The organism is Burkholderia sp. 9777_1386 (assembly GCF_015712265.1).
Taxonomy (GTDB): domain Bacteria; phylum Pseudomonadota; class Gammaproteobacteria; order Burkholderiales; family Burkholderiaceae; genus Burkholderia; species Burkholderia cenocepacia.
The window spans coordinates 139,584-153,885 of sequence record NZ_JACCQB010000004.1; the positions used below are offsets into that span (position 1 = coordinate 139,584).

The 14,302-nt window shown below is 65.1% G+C and carries 15 protein-coding genes and 1 pseudogene; 8 read left to right on the plus strand and 8 right to left on the minus strand.

What is annotated here, in order from left to right; genetic code table 11:
• Positions 1-190 precede the first annotated feature (190 nt).
• The 7 genes from rpsF to H0X91_RS05645 all read left to right on the plus strand — a co-directional run bounded on the left by rpsF (position 191) and on the right by H0X91_RS05645 (position 4,974).
• The gene (gene rpsF / locus H0X91_RS05615) at positions 191-565 is read left to right on the plus strand and encodes a 30S ribosomal protein S6 (RefSeq protein WP_006486255.1); all 375 of its coding nucleotides are present in this window, start codon (positions 191-193) and stop codon (positions 563-565) included.
• Between the two features lie 40 nt (positions 566-605).
• Entirely contained in the window at positions 606-905 is a 300-nt protein-coding gene (gene priB, locus H0X91_RS05620) for a primosomal replication protein N (protein ID WP_006486250.1), read from the plus strand.
• 4 nt (positions 906-909) lie between these two features.
• A complete protein-coding gene (gene rpsR / locus H0X91_RS05625) occupies positions 910-1,185 on the plus strand; it encodes a 30S ribosomal protein S18 (protein ID WP_006486248.1) in 276 nt (91 codons plus the stop codon).
• Between the two features lie 27 nt (positions 1,186-1,212).
• The gene (gene rplI / locus H0X91_RS05630) at positions 1,213-1,665 is read left to right on the plus strand and encodes a 50S ribosomal protein L9 (RefSeq protein ID WP_006486256.1); all 453 of its coding nucleotides are present in this window, start codon (positions 1,213-1,215) and stop codon (positions 1,663-1,665) included.
• A 140-nt stretch (positions 1,666-1,805) separates the two neighbouring features.
• Complete coding sequence (locus H0X91_RS05635) at positions 1,806-3,188, plus strand: replicative DNA helicase (RefSeq protein ID WP_006486249.1); 1,383 nt, start codon at positions 1,806-1,808, stop codon at positions 3,186-3,188.
• A gap of 138 nt (positions 3,189-3,326) precedes the next feature.
• On the plus strand, positions 3,327-3,953 hold the full coding sequence (locus H0X91_RS05640; RefSeq protein ID WP_006486252.1) for a DUF47 domain-containing protein: 627 nt from the start codon (positions 3,327-3,329) through the stop codon (positions 3,951-3,953).
• Between the two features lie 10 nt (positions 3,954-3,963).
• Entirely contained in the window at positions 3,964-4,974 is a 1,011-nt protein-coding gene (locus H0X91_RS05645; protein WP_006486254.1) for an inorganic phosphate transporter, read from the plus strand.
• A 149-nt stretch (positions 4,975-5,123) separates the two neighbouring features.
• Here the strand turns inward: H0X91_RS05645 and H0X91_RS05650 are convergent, their stop codons facing one another.
• Together H0X91_RS05650 and H0X91_RS05655 are read right to left on the minus strand one after the other, a co-directional pair.
• Complete coding sequence (locus H0X91_RS05650) at positions 5,124-6,209, minus strand: C40 family peptidase (protein WP_043205345.1); 1,086 nt, start codon at positions 6,207-6,209, stop codon at positions 5,124-5,126.
• Between the two features lie 236 nt (positions 6,210-6,445).
• Positions 6,446-8,248, minus strand: coding sequence for a PhoH family protein (locus H0X91_RS05655; RefSeq protein WP_043205346.1), 1,803 nt, complete (start codon positions 8,246-8,248; stop codon positions 6,446-6,448).
• Here H0X91_RS05655 and H0X91_RS34940 point away from each other — a divergent pair.
• Positions 8,144-8,385, plus strand: a pseudogene (locus H0X91_RS34940) (hypothetical protein); the annotation flags it as partial. The gene H0X91_RS05655 and the pseudogene H0X91_RS34940 overlap by 105 nt on opposite strands.
• A 198-nt stretch (positions 8,386-8,583) precedes the next feature.
• Here H0X91_RS34940 and H0X91_RS05660 read toward each other — a convergent pair.
• The 6 genes from H0X91_RS05660 to H0X91_RS05685 all read right to left on the minus strand — a co-directional run bounded on the left by H0X91_RS05660 (position 8,584) and on the right by H0X91_RS05685 (position 14,258).
• A complete protein-coding gene (locus H0X91_RS05660; protein WP_006482867.1) occupies positions 8,584-9,045 on the minus strand; it encodes a peroxiredoxin in 462 nt (153 codons plus the stop codon).
• Positions 9,046-9,156: 111 nt separating this feature from the next.
• Positions 9,157-10,053: a polysaccharide deacetylase family protein gene (locus tag H0X91_RS05665; RefSeq protein ID WP_062910575.1), complete on the minus strand. Its 897-nt coding sequence runs from the start codon at positions 10,051-10,053 to the stop codon at positions 9,157-9,159.
• Positions 10,054-10,066: 13 nt separating this feature from the next.
• Positions 10,067-11,122, minus strand: coding sequence for a bifunctional UDP-4-keto-pentose/UDP-xylose synthase (locus H0X91_RS05670; protein ID WP_006482864.1), 1,056 nt, complete (start codon positions 11,120-11,122; stop codon positions 10,067-10,069).
• Positions 11,119-12,066 (minus strand): formyltransferase, encoded by a 948-nt coding sequence (locus H0X91_RS05675; protein WP_006482868.1) that lies wholly within the window; start codon positions 12,064-12,066, stop codon positions 11,119-11,121. The genes H0X91_RS05670 and H0X91_RS05675 overlap by 4 nt, the downstream gene beginning before the upstream one ends.
• Positions 12,063-13,100: a glycosyltransferase gene (locus tag H0X91_RS05680; RefSeq protein ID WP_034201635.1), complete on the minus strand. Its 1,038-nt coding sequence runs from the start codon at positions 13,098-13,100 to the stop codon at positions 12,063-12,065. Before H0X91_RS05680 ends, H0X91_RS05675 begins: the two co-directional genes overlap by 4 nt.
• Before the next feature lie 6 nt (positions 13,101-13,106).
• On the minus strand, positions 13,107-14,258 hold the full coding sequence (locus tag H0X91_RS05685; protein WP_006482866.1) for a DegT/DnrJ/EryC1/StrS family aminotransferase: 1,152 nt from the start codon (positions 14,256-14,258) through the stop codon (positions 13,107-13,109).
• Between the last annotated feature and the right edge of the window lie 44 nt (positions 14,259-14,302).

The window sequence follows — 14,302 nt, forward strand, 5'->3', positions numbered from 1 at the left end:
GACTGCAGAAGGGCCGAGCGGCGGCCGCTTGCCCGACATACGCGCTCAAGTCTTTGAAAATACGGCCGAATCCGTCCGCGCATCGTCGATTGGCCTTGCATGCGCTCCGTAACCGGGTTAAAATCTTCGGCTTCTCACTTGCCACACCGGTTCAGACGCCCGGGTGGCTTTAATCCACAAGGAGTGTGTAATGCGTCATTACGAAATCGTATTCATCGTGCACCCCGATCAAAGCGAGCAAGTGCCCGCGATGATCGAGCGTTACAAGTCCACGATCACGTCGCACGGCGGCCAGATCCACCGTGTCGAAGACTGGGGCCGTCGCCAACTGGCCTACATGATCGAGAAACTCGCGAAGGCTCACTACGTCTGCATGAACATCGAGTGCGACCAGACGACGCTCGACGAACTCGAACACGCGTTCAAGTTCAACGACGCCGTGCTGCGCCACCTCATCGTCAAGATGAAGAAGGCCGAAACCGGCCCGTCGCCGATGATGAAGGAAGTTCAGCGCGAAGAAGCCAAGAAGGCGGCTGCAGCTCAGCCGGCCGAAGCGCAGGCTTAAGTTCGTCACTCATTAAGCCATCAAGGAGCGCGCCACTCACGTGAACAGGTTGCAATTGACGGCGAGCGTCGTCGAACGCGCACCGGTGCGATATACGCCGGCAGGTGTTCCGATCGCAAGCGCCACGTTGCATCACCGCACGGAAGTCGTCGAAGCAGGCATTCCCCGTCAGGTCGAAATGACGATCGAGGCGGTGGCGGCCGGTGAGGCGAGCGGCAAGCTGGAAAGCCGTGAAATGGGCGTCGAAACGCTGTTCACGGGCTTCCTGGCCAAGAAAAGCCGCAACGCGAGAACCTTGGTGTTTCACATCACAGCATTGCAGGACATTGGAAAGGACTGAAATCATGCCCCGCCCGACTGGTAAGAAATTCGACAAGCGTCGTCAGCAACAAAACCCGCTCTTCAAGCGCAAGAAGTTCTGCCGTTTCACGGCTGCAGGCGTCGAGCAGATCGACTACAAGGACACGGAAACGCTGAAGGACTTCATCGGCGAAAACGGCAAGATCACGCCGGCTCGTCTGACGGGTACGAAGGCGCACTATCAGCGTCAGCTGGATACGGCCATCAAGCGTGCGCGTTTCCTCGCGCTGCTGCCGTACACCGATCAGCACAAGGCGTAATCAGGCGACGCAATAAGGAGAATTCGAATGCAAATCATTCTGTTGGAAAAAGTCGCCAATCTGGGTAACCTCGGCGATATCGTCAAGGTCAAGGACGGTTACGCTCGCAACTTCCTGATCCCGAACCGCAAGGCTCGCCGCGCAACGAAGGAAGCGATCGCCGAATTCGAAGTGCGCCGCGCTGAACTCGAAAAGATCGCCGCTGAAAAGCTGGCCGCATCGCAGGCAGTCGGCGAGAAGCTGAACGGCCAGTCGTTCGAAATCACGCAGAAGTCGGGCGTCGACGGCCGTCTGTTCGGCTCGGTCACGAACGGCGACGTCGCGGAACTGCTGAAGAAGGCAGGCTACGAAGTCGAGAAGCTGCAAGTGCGCATGCCGGAAGGCCCGCTGAAGATGATCGGCGAGCACAACGTCCAGGTCGCGCTGCACACGGACGTCGTCGTCGACGTCACGATCAACGTGATCGGCGACCACGCGTAAGCGTATGCAAGCTTGCCGGGCGGCTTCCGCCGTCCGGACAAGGGCAGGCGCCCGGGCAACCGGGGCCTGCCTTTTTTATTGCCCGATCGCGGGCAAGCGGTGGTAGCGCTGCCGCCATCTATTCGCGATAATCCCAACCCATGAACGCGCCGCAAGATCCCCAAATCGAATCGCTGAAAGTCCCGCCGCATTCGGTCGAAGCCGAACAGTCGGTGCTCGGCGGCCTGTTGCTCGACAACGCGGCATGGGACCGGATTGCCGACTTCCTGTCGCAGGGCGACTTCTACCGCTACGACCACCGGATCATCTACGAGCACATCGGCCGTCTGATCGCGTCGACGCGCCCGGCCGACGTCGTGACCGTGTACGAAGCGCTGACCACGTCCGGCAAGGCCGACGATGTCGGCGGGCTCGCATACCTGAACGCGCTCGCGCAGAACACGCCGAGCGCGGCGAACATCCGCCGCTATGCGGAAATCGTGCGTGACCGCGCGGTGCTGCGCCGGCTCGTGTCGGTCGCCGACGAGATCTCGGCCGACGCGTTCAATCCGCAGGGCAAGGAAGTCCGCCAACTGCTCGACGAAGCCGAATCGAAGGTGTTCTCGATCGCCGAGGAGGGCGCGCGCGGCAACCAGGGCTTCCTCGAGATCGGCCCGCTGCTCACGCAGGTGGTCGAGCGCATCGACACGCTGTACCACACCGCGAACCCGAGCGACGTCACCGGCACGCCGACCGGCTTCGTCGACCTCGACCGGATGACGTCCGGGATGCACGGCGGCGAGCTGATCATCGTCGCGGGGCGCCCGTCGATGGGTAAGACCGCGTTCTCGATGAACATCGGCGAATACGTCGCGGTCGAGTACGGGTTGCCGGTCGCGGTGTTCTCGATGGAAATGCCGGGCACCCAGCTCGTGATGCGTATGCTCGGCTCGATCGGCCGGCTCGACCAGCACCGGATGCGTACGGGCCGCCTGACGGACGAGGACTGGCCGAAACTGACGCACGCGGTGCAGAAGATGAGCGAGGCGCAGCTCTTCATCGACGAGACGGGCGGCCTGAATCCGATGGAATTGCGCTCGCGCGCGCGGCGTCTGGCGCGGCAATGCGGCAAGCTCGGCCTGATCATCGTCGACTACCTGCAGCTGATGTCGGGTTCGTCGCAGGGCGAGAACCGGGCAACCGAAATTTCGGAAATTTCGCGATCGCTGAAGAGCCTCGCGAAGGAGCTCGACGTGCCGGTGATCGCGCTGTCGCAGCTGAACCGCGGCCTCGAACAGCGCCCGAACAAGCGTCCGGTGATGTCGGATTTGCGCGAATCGGGCGCAATCGAACAGGATGCGGACGTGATCCTGTTCATTTACCGCGATGAGGTCTACAATCCCGACAGCCCTGACAAGGGGACGGCCGAAATCATCATCGGCAAGCAGCGTAACGGCCCGATCGGGCCCGTTCGGCTCACGTTCCTGGGGCAATACACGAAGTTCGACAATTTTGCCGGGGCGCAGACCTTCTACGGCGAGTAAAGCCGGTTGTAAACACCTATTTCGCCAAATGTTGTATCCAATCCCGGCGTGCGCATATGCGCACGTCGCGTCGCGACCGGAACCGGTACAATGTCGCCCGTTTTCGTGACAGTAGTTTGACAATCTCTCAGGAATCCCATGTTCGGTCGATTCATGCCCACCGAGGGCAAGTTCTTTGAACTCTTCAACTCGCACGCGAAGCACATCGTTTCCGGTGGCCGCGAGCTCGAACTGCTGATCGACAATCTCGCCGACGCCGAGATTCACAAGCAAAACGTGCAAATCGCCGAGAAGGCCGCCGACAAGCTCACGCACGAGGCGATCGATCTGCTGCACAAGACCTTCATCACGCCGCTCGATCGCGACGAGATCCACAAGCTGATCACGACGATGGACGACATCCTCGACCTGATGGAAGACGTCGCGACGGCCGTGTCGCTGTACGACGTGCAGTCCGTCACGTCCGAGGCGAGCCAGCTCGCGCACATCGTCACCCAGTCGGCGCAGCACGTGCAGCAGGCCGTCGGATTGCTGTCCGACATGAAACAATCGGCGCAGATCCTCAAGCAATGCGAGGAAATCGACCGCTGGGAATCGGAAGCCGACCGCGTGCTGCGTGCGGCGATGTCGAAGCTGTTCCGCGAGGAAGACGACGTGAAGACGCTCATCAAGCTGAAGGCGATCTACGAGCTGCTCGAAGAGATCACCGACAAGTGCGAGGACGTCGCGAACATCATCGAAGGCATCGTGCTGGAAAACGCCTGAGCGGACCACGATGCATTCGATACAACTCGCCCTATGGATGGTCGCGACGCTGGTGCTCGTCGCGCTCGTATTCGACTTCATGAACGGCTTTCACGACGCGGCGAACTCGATCGCCACCGTCGTGTCGACCGGGGTGCTGAAGCCCCAGCAGGCCGTGGTGTTCGCGGCCGCGTTCAACGTGATCGCGTACTTCATCTTCCACCTGAAAGTCGCGCAGACCGTCGGTAAAGGCACGATCGATCCCGAAATCGTCGACCACTACGTCGTGTTCGGCGCGCTGGTCGGCGCGATCGGCTGGAACGTGATCACGTGGTACTACGGGATTCCGTCGAGCTCGTCGCACGCGCTGATCGGCGGTCTCGTCGGCGCGGCGCTCGCGAAATCGGGCTGGAGTTCGCTGAACGTCGACGGGCTGCTGAAGACGATCGCGTTCATCTTCATTTCGCCGCTGCTCGGTTTCATTCTCGGTTCGCTGTTCATGCTCGGCGTGTCGTGGCTGTATTTCCGTACCGCGCCCAGCAAGGTCGACCGGCGCTTCCGCCGGCTGCAACTGCTGTCCGCCGGCCTGTACAGCCTGGGCCACGGCGGCAACGATGCACAGAAGACGATCGGCATCATCTGGATGCTGCTGATCGCGAGCGGCTACGCGTCGGCCACCGCCGATGCGCCGCCGGCATGGGTGATCGGCGCGTGCTACCTGTCGATGGGCCTCGGCACGCTGTTCGGCGGCTGGCGCATCGTGCGGACGATGGGCCAGAAGATCACGAAGCTCAAGCCGGTCGGCGGCTTCTGCGCGGAAAGCGGCGGTGCGATCACGCTGTTCGTCGCGTCGTTCCTCGGCATTCCCGTGTCGACCACGCACACGATTACCGGCGCGATCGTCGGTGTCGGCGCGACGCAGAAGTTGTCGGCCGTGCGCTGGGGCGTCGCCGGCAATATCGTGTGGGCGTGGGTGCTGACGCTGCCGGCGGCCGCGCTGTTCGCGGCCGGCGGGTGGTGGCTCGGGCACCAGATCTTCTGATCGTCGACGCTTTCCGGTTGACACGAAATGCGCCGCAAGCCGAAAGGCTGCGGCGCATTTTCTTTTGGGGGCGCGGGAGAGGGGGGCGGCGAAGCGGTGGCGGGTGGCAAATGCCGCCCACGTCGTGACGGTCGGGGTCGAGCAACGGGTCAGTAACTGCCGGTCGCAAACCGCGCGATCGGATCGTCCGCGGTACTGGTGCGCGGGCTGACGGGTGCGGATTGCGTCGACGCACGCAATACCTGCACGGGCGCAGGCTCGATACTGCGTGTCGGCGTCGACGCGGTAGCGGGCGGCGGCTCGGCATCGAAGGCGGCGGCCTGGGCGGCCGTCAGTGCGGTCGTCGGAATCTGCGTACCGACCTCGGCCGGGGCGGCCGGTGCTGCATTGGCCGTCATCGCGGGCGCGGCGCCATTCGCCGACGTCGCTTGCTGTTGCGCCGCCTGCATCCGCGGGGGCGGCGGTTCGTACGGATCGGCGGCCGTTGCCGGCGGTGCCGCTGCGGCCGTCGTCACGACCGGCGTGGTCGGAATGGCCTGCGCCTGCGTCACGCTTGCTTGCGACGGTGCATACGTCGGCTGCCGCGGCGCGGCGGCGGCCGTCACGACCACCGGAGCGGCCGCGACCGCGGTCGGATTGCGCGGCTCGTCGCGCTTGGCCTCGTAGGTCGGCGCATCGAACGGCGTCGGGGCCGAGCGCGGCGGCGCGACGCGGCGAATGCCGTCGAAACGCTTGGCCCAGTACGGGTTCGTCAGGTAGTCGAGCCGCACGGTGCCGCCCGTCGACGGTGCGTTGACGAAGCGCAGCTTGCCGACGTAGATGCCGACGTGCGAATGCGGCCGCCCGGTCGTATTGAAGAAAATCAGGTCGCCCGGCGCGATCTGGTCGGGTTCGATCGACACGCCGCGGCCGCTCATGTCGGCGGTCGTGCGCGGCAGGTTCACGTCGGCCGCGCGGCCGATCACGTAGCGCACGAGCCCGCTGCAGTCGAAGCCGCTCGTCGGCGTGTTGCCGCCCCAGCGATACGGGACGCCGACGAGGCTCATCGCCTGGATCGAGATTTCTTCCTGGCCGACGCTGTGGTCGACGAATTTCGGGAAATTGGCCGGCGCCGGGAAGGCGCGCGGCGTCGTGATCTTCATCCCCGAAGCGGAGCGCGATGCCGACTGCGGCGGCACGCTGGAGCAGGCCGCAAGCAGGGAGACGACGGCGACGGGAACCCAGATTCGAAGCATGGCAAGGCGGGCGAGCGCGGCGCGCTCGCGAATCGTATGACAACAGACAGACCCGATGGTAGACGCTCCGGCGGGGCTTAAGCAACCATTCTTGAGAATTTACTTGAAGTTTCGCGCGTAAACTGCGTTGTTGCGTGACGAAGCGTTATCTTTGTCTTCGACCCCAAATAAAAACGGCGCTCCGGAAACGGAGCGCCGCGTGGCGTCGAGAGCCGGCCGCTCGGCCGGCCTGCGCGTTACAGAATGTCCGACGCGTAATCGGCGAGCCGCGAGCGTTCGCCGCGCGCGAGGGTCACGTGGCCGCTGTGGCCCCAGCCCTTGAAGCGGTCGACGACGTAGGTCAGGCCCGAGCTGCCTTCGGTCAGGTAAGGCGTGTCGATCTGTGCGATGTTGCCGAGGCACACGATCTTCGTGCCGGGGCCCGCGCGCGTGACGAGCGTCTTCATCTGCTTCGGCGTCAGGTTCTGCGCCTCGTCGATGATCAGGTACTTGTCGACGAACGTGCGGCCGCGCATGAAGTTCATGCTCTTCACCTTCAGGCGCGAACGGATCAGCTCCTGCGTCGCGGCACGGCCCCATTCGCCGGCGGCATCGTCGGTCTTCTGCAGCACTTCGAGGTTGTCGTCGAATGCGCCCATCCACGGCTGCATCTTCTCTTCCTCGGTGCCGGGCAGGAAACCGATGTCCTCGCCGACGGGCACGGTCGCGCGCGTCACGATGATCTCGTTGTAGCGCTTGTCGTCGAGTACCTGCGCGAGGCCGGCCGCGAGCGCGACGAGCGTCTTGCCGGTGCCGGCCTGGCCGAGCAGCGTGACGAAGTCGATCTCGGGGTTCATCAGCAGGTTCAGCGCGAAGTTCTGCTCGCGGTTGCGCGCGGTGATGCCCCACACGTTGTTCTTGTGGTGGCTGTAGTCGCGCAGCGTCTGCAGCAGCGCCGTCTTGCCGTTCAGCTCGCGGACGATCGCGTGGAACGTCGGCTCGCCGTTCTGCGGCTCGAGATAGACGAACTCGTTGACGAGCATCGACGCGACGAGCGGGCCGGTCACGCGGTAGTACGTGGTGCCCGTCTTCGTGTCCTGCCAGCTCTCCATGCCCTTCGCGTGCTTGGTCCAGAAGTCCTGCGGCAGTTCGCGCACGCCGGTGTAGAGGAGATCCTTGTCCTCGAGCACCTGGTCGTTGAAGTAGTCTTCCGCGGGCAGGCCGAGCGCATGCGCCTTGATCCGCATGTTGATGTCTTTCGACACCAGCACGACCTGGCGGTCGGGCCGGTCGCGCTGCAGCGCGCGCACGACGCCGAGGATCTGGTTGTCGGCCTTGCCCTCGGGCAAGCCTTCGACCGGCGCGATGTCGGCGAGCTTCGTCTGGAAGTACAGGCGGCCGAGCGCCTCGCGGCTGCCGAGGCGCGACAGCGGGATGCCGTCCGAGATCGGGCCGCCGTCGGCGACGAGCGCGTCGAGCGTGCGGCTGACCTGGCGAGCGTTACGCGCGACTTCGGACATCCCCTTCTTGTGGTTGTCGAGTTCCTCGAGCGTCATCATCGGCAGATAGACGTCGTGTTCCTCGAAGCGGAAGAGGCTGCTCGGGTCGTGCATCAACACGTTGGTGTCGAGCACGAACAGTTTCTGCAGTTCGGCTTCGGCGGGCTTGCGGCTGCGCGACTTCGTCGCGGCGCCGGCATCGCGCGCGGGCGCCGTGGCCGGTTTCCCGGCGGCAGGCTTGTCATGGCGTGCCACGACCGGCGCCGCGGGTTCGGCGGGCGCCGGCAGCGGCTGCAGCAGCGCGGCCGTCTGTTTGGTCTTGCGGCCGCGCGCGGGTGCGCTCGCGGCGTCGGGCGCCGAAGACGCGACGGCACGCAGCGGCGCGGCCGTGTTCGCGGCTTCGATCATCGGTTGGGCCACGCTGGCCGGACCATAGTCACCGGCTGTGGATGCGTCCCCTTCGGCGGATTTCTTCGCGGCTTTCGCGGGCCGCGCTTTCGCCTTGTATTCGTCGGGCGGCAGCAGGCTGCCGAGCTTGCTGGGGGGAGTAGGCAAAGGCATGGTGTCCCTCGGGAGGAATCGTGTCGCATGGCGTGCGCCGCTGATCGCATCCTGCGTGACGTAGACGCATGCAGTTTGCGCGCGGTGGCGCACAGGAATTTCGTCTAGCCGGTTCGCCTAAGTGTCGATCAGCTCCTCGATGCGGTAAGGGCCGGACCGGGGAGGGCCGGCGCGCGTTCCATAAAAAAAGCCGCTGCCCCGTCGACAGGGACATGCGGCTCGGCTGATGCCGTCGTGATGCGCGTCAGGTGCCGGGAAGCATTGCAACGGGCACCGGCGCAGCTACGAGAAATATGGGGCGAACTGGCATTCATTGCGGCCCAATATAACGCGCCTCAAAGCGCTTGTACAGCCTTTAGCACGTCGTCCACGTGACCGGGCACCTTGATGCCGCGCCATGCCTGGCGAAGCACGCCGTCGGCGTCGAGCAGGAACGTCGAACGCTCGATTCCGCGCACTTCCTTGCCATACATTTTCTTCATCTTGATGACATCGAACAACGCACACAGCGCTTCGTCGGCATCGGAGATCAGCGGGAACGGCAGTTCGAGCTTGGCCTTGAAATTGTCGTGCGAGCGCAGGCTGTCGCGCGACACGCCGATGACTTCCGCACCGGCCTTCTTGAACTTCGGATAGAGATCGCGGAACTGCAGCCCTTCGGTCGTGCAGCCCGGCGTGTTGTCCTTCGGATAGAAGTACAGCACGAGCTTCTTGCCCTTCAGGTCGGACAGCGAAATGTCGCCGCCCGTGGCCGGTGCGGTGAAATCGGGAACTTGACGGTCAACTTCGACAGACACGTGTTTCTCCTGTTGTTATGGAAGGGCGCCGCTGCGGCGGCGCGGTTCGGCGGGGCGTCGCGGCAGCGCGCCGCGGGGGGCGGAGCGGCGACGCCGGCTCGCGTGCGAACTTCAGTCGGGCTGGACGATCAGTTCGCCGGAGCGGCCGGGGATTTCGCCCCACGTGACAGGGTACGATGGCAGCGAGTCGCGGTCCAGCGTCGCGTGGTAGTCGCCCATCGTCGCAAACGTGTGGCCTTGCGCACGCCAGCCGGCGAGCAGCTGTTCGAACACGGGCGCGAGTTTCTGCCCTTCCAGTTCCGCATGCAGCGTGAACACCTGGTCGTGCGGATTGGTTTCGGTGAACTTGAGGATGTGCGCGGCGACGTTGTGCGTGTCGACGCCGTCGATGCCGAGCACTTCGTCGAGCGTGGGCAGCGTGGTCGGCATCTGCACGTGCGACAGCGTGCGGCCGCCGACGACGGGCAGGTACGGCGAATGGCCGCGACCGTCGGACGCGTAGCGCATCCCCCATGCATCGATCTGCTCGAACGCGGCATCGTTCATCTGCCAGCCGGCCGCGCCGTGCGTGACGGGCGGCGCGCCGAAGATCTCGCCGAAGCGCGCGTGACTCTTCTGCATTTCACGCGCGGTCCAGTCGCGATCGCGGACGCGCACGTTGTCCTGCCAGTACACGTGATCCCACGTGTGGATCCCGCATTCGAAGCCGGCCTCGTGAATCGCGCGCATGTCGGCGATCGCACGGCGGCCGATGTCCGGGCCGGGCAGCAGCACGCCGTACATCAGCTGCTTCACGCCGTAGTGCTCGACCACCGACGTGCGCGACACCTTCTTCAGGAAGCCCGGGCGGAACACGCGCCGCAACGCCCAGCCGGTGTGATCCGGCCCGAGGCTGAAGAGGAAGGTCGCGCGCGCATTGAAGCGGTCGAAGATGCGCGCGAGGTTCGGCACGCCTTCGCGCGTGCCGCGCAGCGTGTCGACGTCGATCTTGAGGACGATACGAGCCAAGCGAACGTCCCGGTCAGCCTTGCTGTTCGACGAGCGCGCGCGCGTCGGCGACGTGGCCGCGATACGCTTCGAAGATGTTGCGCAGCGCGTCGTCGAACGTCGCCTGCGGCGCCCAGCCGAGCTCCTGCATCGTGTTGTCGATCTTCGGCACGCGGTTCTGCACGTCCTGGTAGCCGTTGCCGTAGTAGGCGCCGGACGTCGTTTCGACGAGCTTCACCTGCTTGGCCGAATCGGCGTACTCGGGGAATTCCGCGGCCAGTTCGAGCATCTTGTGCGCGAGCTCGCGAACCGAGAAGTTGTTCTTCGGATTCCCGATGTTGTAGATCTTGCCCGACGCGACGCCGTCCTTGTTCTCGATGATCTTCATCAGCGCGCTGATGCCGTCGCCGATATCGGTGAACGCGCGCTTTTGCGAGCCGCCGTCGACGAGGCTGATGTTCTCGCCGCGCACGATGTGGCCGAGGAACTGCGTGACCACGCGCGAGCTGCCTTCCTTCGGCGTGTAGATCGAGTCGAGGCCTGGGCCGATCCAGTTGAACGGGCGGAACAGCGTGAAGTTCAGGCCTTCCATCCCGTAGCCCCAGATCACGCGGTCCATCAGCTGCTTCGAGCACGCGTAGATCCAGCGCGGCTTGTTGATCGGGCCGTAGGTGAGCGCCGACGCGTCCGGGTCGAACTGCTCGTCCGAGCACATCCCGTAGACCTCGGAGGTCGACGGGAACACGAGGTGCTTGCCGTACTTGACAGCCGAGCGCACGATCGGCAGGTTCGCCTCGAAGTCGAGCTCGAACACGCGCAGCGGCTGCTGGACGTAGGTGGCCGGCGTGGCGATCGCGACGAGCGGCAGGATCACGTCGCACTTCTTCACGTGATACTCGACCCACTCCTTGTTGATCGTGATGTCGCCTTCGAAGAAATGCATCCGCTCGTGATTGACGAGGTCGCCCAGCCGGTCGGTCTGCATGTCCATGCCGAACACTTCCCAATCGGTGGTTTCAAGAATGCGCTTCGACAGGTGATGGCCGATGAAGCCGTTCACACCCAGGATCAGGACTTTTTTTGCTTTCATGAATGACGGGAAGAATGAATGAACTGCGCGAATTCCGCGGGCGTCACGACGGTTTCGCTGCCGTCGCGCTGCTGCCGGAGCTCGAGAATGGATAGGGCGCGGCTGTCGCCGCAGACGCCGAATAGCGCATTATCGCTTACGTGCAGGCCGGGCGGCAAATCTGCCGCGGCGGCCGCTGCCGCGCTGCCGGGCGCCGCGAGGCGCGCGCGCGCGATCACGAAGCGGGCGCCGTGGATGTCCGTGAATGCGCCCGGATACGGGGGCGCGACCGCGCGCACCAGGTTGTAGACCTGCGCGGCCGGCTTCGACCAGTCGACGCGGCCGTCCTCGGGCTTGCGCCCGCCGTAGTAGCTGCCGGTCGCGAGATCGTTCGGCAGGTGCGACGCCTCGCCCGCGAGCAGCGCGGGCAGCACGCGCCACAGCGTCTGCTCGGCGGCCACCGTGACCTTGTCGAACACCTGCGCGGCCGTGTCGTCCGGCAGGATCGGCACCGCGGTCTGGCCGATGATCGCGCCCGCGTCCGGCTTGGCGGCCATCTCGTGCAGCGTCGCGCCGGTTTCGGTCTCGCCGTTCAGCACGGCCCAGTTGGTCGGTACCCGACCCCGGTATTTCGGCAGCAGCGAACCGTGCATGTTGTACGCGCCGCGCGGCGCGATCGCGAGCAGGTCGACCGGCAGCATGTGGCGGTAGTAGAACGAGAAGATGAAATCGGGCTGCGCGTCGGCCACCGCGCGGCGCAGCGCCGGATCGGCCGGGTCGGCCGGCGTGACGACCGGAATGCCGTGCTCGGCCGCGACGGACGCGACGCTGCCGAACCAGATGTTCTCGTTCGGATTGTCCTCGTGCGTGACGACCAGCGCGACGTCGACGCCGCGCGCGAGCAGCACCTGCAGGCACCGCACGCCGACGTTGTGATATGCGAAGACGACCGCGCGCGGCTTCATTGCGCGGCTCCCGGGCGGTTCGCGGCGGCCGGCACCGGCGGCATGCCGTCGTGCTGTTCGAGCACGGCCTGGATCAGGTAGCGGGGACGCGCGCGCACCTGCTGGTAGATGCGGCCGACGTATTCGCCGAGCAGGCCGAGCGCGAAGATGATCACGCCGAGCAGGAAGAACGTGATCGCGAACAGCGTGAACACGCCTTGCACTTCCGCGCCGACGATGAAGCGGCGCACGAGCAGCAGCACGAACAGCGCGGCGGAGCCGAGCGACAGGATCACGCCGATGAACGACAGCCACTGCAGCGGCACGACCGAGAAGCCCGTCACGAGGTCGAAGTTCAGCCGGATCAGGCTGTACAGCGAGTACTTCGATTCGCCCGCGAAGCGTTCCTCGTGCGCGACCTCGATTTCGGTCGGGTTCTGCGCGAACGTGTACGCGAGCGCGGGGATGAACGTGTTGACTTCGCCGCACACGTTGATCGTGTCGATGATGCGGCGGCTGTACGCGCGCAGCATGCAGCCCTGGTCGGTCATCTTGATGCGCGTGATGCGCTCGCGCAGCCGGTTCATCATCTGCGACGCCTTGCGCCGCCACAGGCTGTCCTGGCGCTGCTTGCGGATCGAGCCGACGTAGTCGTAGCCCTCGCGCATCTTCGCGATCAGCTTGCCGATTTCCTCGGGCGGGTTCTGCAGGTCCGCGTCGAGCGTGATGACGATCTCGCCGCGCGACTGCGCGAAGCCCGCGAGGATCGCCATGTGCTGGCCGTAGTTGCCGTTGAGCAGCACGACGCGCGTCGTGTCGGGCCGGACGTGGAACTGATCGGCGAGCATCGCGGCCGAGCGGTCGCGGCTGCCGTCGTTGATCAGGATCACTTCGTACGACGTGTCGAGGGCGTCGAGCGCCGGATACAGCCGCGCGAACAGCGCGGCGAGACCGTCTTCCTCGTTGTACACGGGGATGATGACCGAGACTTCGGGCCGGCCGGTGTCCAGATGCGCGGCGCCCGGATGTCCGGCGCGTGCTTCAAGGTGACTCATGTACGCTTATTTTCCGTATTGTTCGCAAATCTGATTGACGGCGTCGACCACGCGACGCACGTCGCCTTCCGTCATCTGCGTAAACAGCGGCAGCGTGACGGTCGACGCGCCGTACCGTTCGGCGTGGGGGAACATGCCCTCCTTGAAACCGCGCGCACGGTACAGCGTGAAAAGATGGATCGCCGGGTAGTGGATGCCCGTGCCGATGCCGCGTTCCTTCATCTGCGCCATGAATTCGGCGCGCGTGATCGTCAGCCGCTCGAGCGGCAGCGTGACCAGGAACATGTGCCAGTTGCCGTTCTCGAATTCGGCGACGGGCAGGCCGACGCCGAGCTTCGCGGCCGCGCCGCCGTCGAACGCGGCGAAATACGCGCGCGCGAGTGCGCGGCGCTGCGCGGTGAAGCGCTCGAGGTGCGGCAGCTGGCCGAGGCCGACGCGCGCGGCGACGTCGGTCAGGTTGTACTTGCCGCCGAGCACGTCGCAGTCCATTCCGTCGAAGCCGGTGCGCGTGATGCCCTGCAGCCGGTACTTCTGCGCGAGCACCGCTTCGTCCTCGTTGTTCAGCACGAGCGCGCCGCCTTCGATCGTCGTCAGGTTCTTGTTCGCGTGGAAGCTGAACGACACGAGGTCGCCGATCGCGCCGATGCGCTTGCCGTGCCACGTCGAGCCGAACGCCTGCGCGGCATCCTCGATCACGCGCAGCTTGTGCGCGCGGGCGATCGCGTACAGGCGGTCCATGTCGACCGGCAGGCCGGACAGGAACACGGGGATGATCGCCTTCGTGCGCGGCGTGATCGCCTGCTCGAGCTTGTCGAGGTCGATGTTGCGCGTGACGGGATCGATGTCCGCGAACACGGGCGTCGCGCCCGTTTCGATGATCACGTTGCTGGTCGAGACCCACGACGCCGGCGTCGTGATCACCTCGTCGCCGGGGCCGACGCCCGCGATGCGCAGGCCGATCTCGAGCGTGCAGGTGCCCGAATTGAATACGCGGACCGGACGGCCGCCGCAGTACTCGGACAGCGCCGCCTCGAATTTCTGGCACTGCGGGCCGGTGGTGATCCAGCCCGAGCGCAGCACCTCGACGACGCCCTGGATGGTTTCCTCGTCGATCTCGGGGCGGGTGAACGGCAGAAACGGGGCGGTAGTCTGGCTCATGAACGCGTTTGGCCTGTAATGGCGTGTAATAAAAGGGTCGGGCG

Coding starts and splice junctions, on each gene's coding strand:
- H0X91_RS05640 (WP_006486252.1), top strand. CDS start 3,327: ATGTTCGGTCGATTCATGCCCACCGAGGGCAAGTTCTTTGAACTCTTC.
- H0X91_RS05650 (WP_043205345.1), bottom strand. CDS start 6,209: ATGCTTCGAATCTGGGTTCCCGTCGCCGTCGTCTCCCTGCTTGCGGCC.
- rplI (WP_006486256.1), top strand. CDS start 1,213: ATGCAAATCATTCTGTTGGAAAAAGTCGCCAATCTGGGTAACCTCGGC.
- H0X91_RS05675 (WP_006482868.1), bottom strand. CDS start 12,066: ATGAAGCCGCGCGCGGTCGTCTTCGCATATCACAACGTCGGCGTGCGG.
- H0X91_RS05680 (WP_034201635.1), bottom strand. CDS start 13,100: ATGAGTCACCTTGAAGCACGCGCCGGACATCCGGGCGCCGCGCATCTG.
- H0X91_RS05655 (WP_043205346.1), bottom strand. CDS start 8,248: ATGCCTTTGCCTACTCCCCCCAGCAAGCTCGGCAGCCTGCTGCCGCCC.
- H0X91_RS05685 (WP_006482866.1), bottom strand. CDS start 14,258: ATGAGCCAGACTACCGCCCCGTTTCTGCCGTTCACCCGCCCCGAGATC.
- rpsR (WP_006486248.1), top strand. CDS start 910: ATGCCCCGCCCGACTGGTAAGAAATTCGACAAGCGTCGTCAGCAACAA.
- rpsF (WP_006486255.1), top strand. CDS start 191: ATGCGTCATTACGAAATCGTATTCATCGTGCACCCCGATCAAAGCGAG.
- H0X91_RS05670 (WP_006482864.1), bottom strand. CDS start 11,122: ATGAAAGCAAAAAAAGTCCTGATCCTGGGTGTGAACGGCTTCATCGGC.
- H0X91_RS05635 (WP_006486249.1), top strand. CDS start 1,806: ATGAACGCGCCGCAAGATCCCCAAATCGAATCGCTGAAAGTCCCGCCG.
- H0X91_RS05645 (WP_006486254.1), top strand. CDS start 3,964: ATGCATTCGATACAACTCGCCCTATGGATGGTCGCGACGCTGGTGCTC.